We start from the raw sequence: 6,238 nt of genomic DNA on the forward strand, positions 1-6,238 counted from the left end.
CCCCCTACTGGGGAGGGAGACGCACGCACTGACGCCGGTGTTTTGGTCTCCCTCCCATTCTTAGGGGGACGGGACAGGGGTGGGGGTCCACAGCCACCAGTGGCCAAAAGCAAATCGCCCGACCAAGGGCCGGGCGATTGAAACTTCAGCGCTGCAGCACGCCTCAGACCTGCTGCACGGCCTCGACGCCCGGCACGAAGTGCCTGAGCAAATTCTCGATGCCGCTCTTGAGCGTCGCGGTCGAAGACGGGCAGCCCGAGCAGGCGCCCTGCATGTGGAGGAACACGGTGCCCTCCTTGAAGCCCTTGAAGGTGATGTCGCCGCCATCCATGGCGACGGCCGGACGCACGCGGGTGGCGAGCAGTTCCTTGATCACCTCGACGGTCTCGGAATCGGCGTCGTCGAAGAACTCTTCGCCGGTCACGACTTCAGCGGTGCCGTCGGCGAGAATGGGCTTGCCGGAGAGGAAGTGCTCCATGATCACGCCGAGAATGGCCGGCTTGATGTGGCTCCACTCGGCACTGTCCTTAGTAACCGAGATGAAATCGGAGCCGAGGAACACACCCTCGACGCCGGGGACGTCGAACAAGGCAGAGGCCAGTGGCGAGATGGCGGCCGATTCGGCCTGCCGGAAATCGCGCGGCTCGCCGACGAGGACATCGCGGCCGGGGAGGAATTTGAGGGTCGCCGGATTCGGCGTCGCTTCGGTCTGGATGAACATCGGGCGCTTCTGCCTCGCGTTAGAACCGTTCTAAAATAGGGTTTTGGTCCCGCAAACGCAAGGCCCTCTCAGGTCACCGCGACGATCTGCTCGTCGGTCATGGTGCCGGGGATGATGGTGACGATGACCGGCAGCGCGGCCTGGCCGGCGCGGTTGGCGAAGGCGCTGACGAGCGGGCCCGGGCCTTCCTTGCCCGCGGCGGCAGCGATCACGAGGATCGCGATGGCCGGATCCTCGGCGACCAGCCGCTCGATCTCGCCGACGAGGTCGCCCTCGCGGATCACGGTCTCGGTGCGGATATCGCCGATCTGGGAAATGCGGGCGCGCTTGGCGTCGAGCAGCCGCTCGGCTTCGTCGCGCGCTTCGGCCCGCATCACGTCCTCGACGCCGAGGAACTGGGTGAAATCCTGGCTGTCGATGACCGAGAGCAGCACCACGGTGCCGCCGGTACGCCTGACCCGGTTCGCGGCAAAGGTGATGGCGCGATCGGCTTCCTTGCTCTCATCGATGACGACGAGAAACTTGCGTTTGTATTCGCTCATCATGTCAGCCAAGGCGCCGCACCTTGAAAGGGAAGGTGCGGCATTGTCCCAAATGCGCGGCGGGGCCGCAAGCGGGGCCAGGAGGCGGCGATCGTCAGCGCACGAACCCGACGATCTGGCGCACTTCGTCCATTACCGGCACGGCGATGGCGCGGGCCCGGTCGGCGCCGTTGCGAAGGATGCGGTCCATCTCGGGCTTGTCGCCGACCAGCCGGCGCATCTCGCCGGCGATCGGGGAGAGGACGGAGACGGCGAGATCGGCAAGGGCCGGCTTGAAAGTGCCCCAGCCGGCGCCACCGAACTCGCGCAGCACGTCATCAACGCTGCGATCGGCGAGCGCGGCGTAGATCGAGACGAGGTTTGAAGCTTCGGCGCGCCCTTCGAGCCCGGCGGCTTCGCTGGGCAGCGGTTCGGGGTCGGTGGTGGCGCGCTTGATCTTCTTCGAAATCGTGTCGGCGTCGTCCATCATGTAGATGGTCGACATGTCCGAAGCGTCGGATTTCGACATCTTCTTCTTGCCGTCCTTGAGACTCATGACGCGCGTGGCGGGGCCGGTGACCATCGATTCGGTGTGCGGAAAGTATTCCTCGTCGAAGCCCAGGCTTTTGATCTGCTTGCGGAAATCGTGGTTGAATTTCTTGGCGATGTCGCGGGTCAGCTCGAGATGCTGCTTCTGGTCGTCGCCGACCGGCACGCCGGTAGATTTGTAGAGCAGGATATCCGCCGCCATCAGCGAGGGATAGGCGAAGAGCCCCAAGGAGACATGCTCGGAGTTCTCGCCGGCCTTGTCCTTGAACTGGGTCATCCGCGCCATCCAGCCCATGCGGGCGACGCAGTTGAAGATCCAGCTCAGCTCGGCATGCTCGACCACCTGGGACTGGTTGAAGATGATCGAACGCTCGGGATTGAGGCCCGAGGCGATGTAGGCGGCGGCGATCTCGTAGGTCCAGCGCCGCAGGTCCTCGGGCTCCTGCCACACGGTGATCGCGTGCATGTCGACGACGCAGTAGATCGTCTCATGCGTATCCTGCAGCGGTACGAAACGGCGGATGGCGCCGAGATAATTGCCGAGATGCAAGTCGCCGGACGGCTTGATGCCGGAAAAGACGCGCGGGGTGAAGGGCATGGGAGAGTCCGAGAGGGAATCTTGAGCGTGTGGCTTACCCCCACCCCGGCCCTCCCCACAAGGGGGAGGGAGTTCTCTCGTGCATTTGGCTCCGTCCAACCCCAAGAGCGATGTCATTCCGGCGTAGGCCGGAAACTATCCTGTGAGGCGGCAGGCATCGCTGCGGCCGGATAAACCTCAGGATGGGCCCGGCCTGCGCCGGGGTGACACCGTGGGTGGGGGCAAACGAGTGCCTCACCACTCGAGGACGATCTTGCCTTTCTCGCCGGCGGCGGCGAGGCGGAAGGCTTCGGCGTAGTTGTCGGCGCTCATCCGGCGGGTGATGACTTTGCGCACATCGAGCCCCGATTCCAGCATGGCCAGCATCTTGTGCCAGGTCTCGAACATCTCGCGGCCGTAGATGCCGCGGAGCGTGATCATGCGGAAGACGATCTTGCCCAGGTCGAAGATGAAGGGACGGGCGGGGACGCCGAGGAGCGCGATGCGGCCGCCCATCACCATGTGGTCGATCATCTGGTCGAGCGCGGCGGGGGCGCCGCTCATCTCGAGGCCGACGTCGAAGCCTTCCTTCATGCCGAGCCGGTCCATTACTTCACGCAGGTTCTCTTTGGCGATGTTCACCGGGACGACATCCGCGACCTCGGCCGCAAGCTGCAGGCGGTCGGGGTTCATGTCGGTGATGACGACGTGGCGGGCGCCGACATGGCGGGCGACTGCGGCGCCCATGAGGCCGATGGGGCCGGCGCCGGTGACCAGCACGTCCTCGCCGACGATATCGAAGGCGAGCGCGGTGTGGACGGCGTTGCCGAGCGGATCGAGGATGGCGCCGAGCTCGTCGTCGATCGTGTCGGGAAGGCGGATGATGTTGAAGGCCGGGATCCTGACGAACTCGGCGAAGGCACCGGGGAGGTTGACGCCGATGCCCCTGGTCTCGGGATCGAGGTGGAATTTTCCGGCGCGGCTGGCGCGGCTCGTCATGCCGACGACATGGCCCTCGCCGGAGACGCGCTGGCCGATGCTGAGATTCTTCACATCCTCGCCGACGGCGACGATCTCGCCGGAGTATTCGTGGCCGGTGACGAGGGGGACGGGCACGGTCTTCTGGGCCCAGTCGTCCCATTTGTAGATGTGGATGTCGGTGCCGCAGATGCCGGTCTTGTGGACCTTTACCAGCACGTCCTCGGGGCCGATCTCGGGGATCGGCCGCTCTTCCATCCAGATGCCGGGTTCGGGTTTGGCTTTGACGAGGGCTCTCATGATTTCACTCCAGGCACCGGATGTCGGGTTCACGGTCGCCCGAGGGAAGGGGTGGGGGTCCGTCGGTGATCGCAGGACCACCCCCTCCCTCGATCCCTCCCCTCAAGGGGGAGGGAGGGCTGACTGATGGTGCCGTTCATATGATCCCCAGCTCCTTGCCGGCCTCGGCGAAGGCGCCGATGGCGAAGTCGATGTCCTTGTCTTCGAGCGCGGCGGACATCTGGGTGCGAATGCGGGCGCGGCCCCTGGGGACGACCGGGTAGAAGAAGCCGGCGACATAGACGCCGCGCTTGTCGAGGGCGGCGGCGAGGTCTTGCGCGAGACTGGCTTCGCCCAGCATCACCGGGATGATCGGGGTTTGGCCGGGGAGGAGTTCGAAGCCGGCGCGGCTGAGTCCGCTGCGGAAGCGGCTGGTGTGGTGCATCAGCCTTTCGCGCCGGTCGTCGGCCTTCTCGGCAATCTCGATGGCCTTGAGCGAGCCGGCGGCGACGGCGGGGGCGAGGGCGTTGGAAAAAAGATACGGCCGGGCGCGCTGGCGAAGCAGGTCGATGACCGGCTGCGGGCCGGCGATGAAGCCGCCCATGGCGCCGCCGAGCGTCTTGCCGAAGGTGCCGGTGAGGATGTCGACGCGCGCGCCGGCGCCGGTGAGCGTCGGGGTGCCGCGGCCCCCTGCCCCAAGGTGACCAGTGGCGTGGCAATCGTCGACGGCGACGAGGGCGCCGTACTGCTCGGCCAGTGCACAAATCTCGGGGAGGTTGGCAATGTGGCCATCCATCGAGAAGACGCCGTCGGTGACGACCAGGCGGAAGCGGGCGCCGTCCTCGATCGATTGCTTGAGCTGGGTCTCGAGGTCGTCAATGTCGGAGGTCTGGTAGCGGTAGCGCCGGGCCTTCGAGAGGCGCACCCCGTCGATGATCGAGGCGTGGTTGAGGCTGTCGGAGATGATGGCGTCGTCCTCGGTGAGCAGCGTCTCGAACAGGCCGCCATTGGCATCGAAGCAGGCGGCAAAAAGGATGGCGTCGTCCTTTTCGAGGTAGCGCGCGGTGGCGTGCTCGAGTTCACGGTGGAGGTCGAGCGTGCCGCAGATGAAGCGCACCGAGGCCATGCCGAAGCCGTAGCGGGTCAGGGCGTCGGAGGCGGCCTGGGCGATCTCCGGATGGTCGGCGAGGCCGAGATAGTTGTTGGCGCAGAGATTGACCATCTGCCGGGGGCCAGCGGGCCCGGCCACCGCGATGCTGCCGCCCTGCGGCGAGGTGATCTGGCGCTCGCGCTTCATCAGGCCGGCGGCCTCGATTTCGGCGAGGACGGTCTTCAGGTGATCGAGATAACCGGCTTGCATGTTGGCCTCCGAAAGAGGCCGCAGTAGACCGCGCTACCTGTTTCGCCGCAAGCGCCTCAACAGCTGGCCGAGCGGCTGGACGCCGGTCAGGTGGGCGAGGGCGAAGTAGAGTCCGGCGCCGAGGATGCAGAGCGCCAGCAGCGCCAGCGCCTGGATGGGGAAGAAATAGCCGGGATCGAAGACCGGGCCCAGGAGGAGGACGAGGCCGTAGAGCACGCCGGCCATGACGAGGGTCAGGAGCAGGATCATCGCCTCTTGCCGCCACTCATGCGCGGTGAGCGTGAAGTGGCCACGGCGGGCGAGGAAGATGCCGAGGAGGACGACATTGGCCCAGGCGGCGACCGAGGTCGCGAGCGCGATGCCGACATGCTTCAGCGTCGGGAACAAGGCCAGCGACAGCGCGATGTTGATGACTAGGGAGACCGCGGCGAAGATCGTCGGGGTTTTGGTGTCCTTGCGCGAAAAGAACCCCGGCTGCAATACGCGAATGAGGACGAAGGCGGGGAGGCCCGCCGCGAAGGCGATCAGCGCCTGCGAGACGAGGACGCTGTCCATCGGGCCGAAGGCGCCGCGCTCGAAGAGCACGCGGACCACCGGCAGGGCCAGCGCGATCAGCGCCCCGGCGGCGGGCATCGAGAGCAACATCGAGAGGAACAGCGACTGGCTCTGGCTCTGACGCGCCTCGAGGTCGCGGCCGGCGCCGATATGGCGCGAGAGTTCGGGGAGCAGCACGGTGCCGATGGCGATGCCGATGATGCCGAGCGGCAGCTGGTAGAGCCGGTCGGCATTGTAGATGATCGACATCACCTCGTTGGCGCCCGAGGCGATGATGGTGCCGACGAAGATGTTGATCTGGGTGATGCCGCCCGCGATGATCGCCGGCACCGCGAGGATCCAGAAGCGCCGGACCTCCGCGTCCACCTTCGGCCAGCGGAGTTTCGGCACGAACCCGGCCCGCCGGATGGCCCAGTAGACCAGCATCAGTTGCGCGATGCCGCCGAGCATGGTGGCGACCGCCACCCAGAAGGCGGTGTCCCTGTCCTCGAGCGTCAGGATCGCCAGCGGGATCAGCGCCCCGATATTGACGATGTTCAGCACCACCGGCGCGAAGGCGGCAGCGGTGAAGCGGCCGAGGCTGTTGAGGATCGCCGCATAGGCCGCCATCAGCGACATGCAGGCCAGATACGGGAACATGATCCGCGTCAGGAACACCGTCAGGTGGAATTTCTCCGGGTCGTTCAGGAACCCCGGAA

The 6,238-nt window shown here is 66.1% G+C and carries 6 protein-coding genes; all 6 read right to left on the reverse strand.

Going from position 1 to position 6,238, the window contains the following annotated elements:
- Positions 1-163 precede the first annotated feature (163 nt).
- Positions 164-721: a NifU family protein gene (locus tag JWQ89_RS09060; protein ID WP_299640279.1), complete on the reverse strand. Its 558-nt coding sequence runs from the start codon at positions 719-721 to the stop codon at positions 164-166.
- Positions 722-789: 68 nt separating this feature from the next.
- Positions 790-1,266, reverse strand: a complete 477-nt coding sequence (locus JWQ89_RS09065) for a universal stress protein (protein ID WP_299640288.1) — start codon at positions 1,264-1,266, stop codon at positions 790-792.
- A gap of 91 nt (positions 1,267-1,357) precedes the next feature.
- A complete protein-coding gene (gene trpS / locus JWQ89_RS09070; RefSeq protein WP_299640280.1) occupies positions 1,358-2,389 on the reverse strand; it encodes a tryptophan--tRNA ligase in 1,032 nt (343 codons plus the stop codon).
- 234 nt (positions 2,390-2,623) lie between these two features.
- Positions 2,624-3,646, reverse strand: coding sequence for an L-threonine 3-dehydrogenase (tdh, locus tag JWQ89_RS09075; RefSeq protein ID WP_299640282.1), 1,023 nt, complete (start codon positions 3,644-3,646; stop codon positions 2,624-2,626).
- A gap of 136 nt (positions 3,647-3,782) precedes the next feature.
- Positions 3,783-4,985, reverse strand: a complete 1,203-nt coding sequence (locus JWQ89_RS09080; protein ID WP_299640284.1) for a glycine C-acetyltransferase — start codon at positions 4,983-4,985, stop codon at positions 3,783-3,785.
- 33 nt (positions 4,986-5,018) lie between these two features.
- Positions 5,019-6,238 (reverse strand): murein biosynthesis integral membrane protein MurJ (gene murJ / locus JWQ89_RS09085; protein WP_299640286.1); only part of this gene is annotated, 1,220 nt, incomplete at its 5' end.

Origin of the sequence: Devosia sp., from assembly GCF_028290645.1 — a bacterium.
Taxonomy (GTDB): domain Bacteria; phylum Pseudomonadota; class Alphaproteobacteria; order Rhizobiales; family Devosiaceae; genus Devosia_A.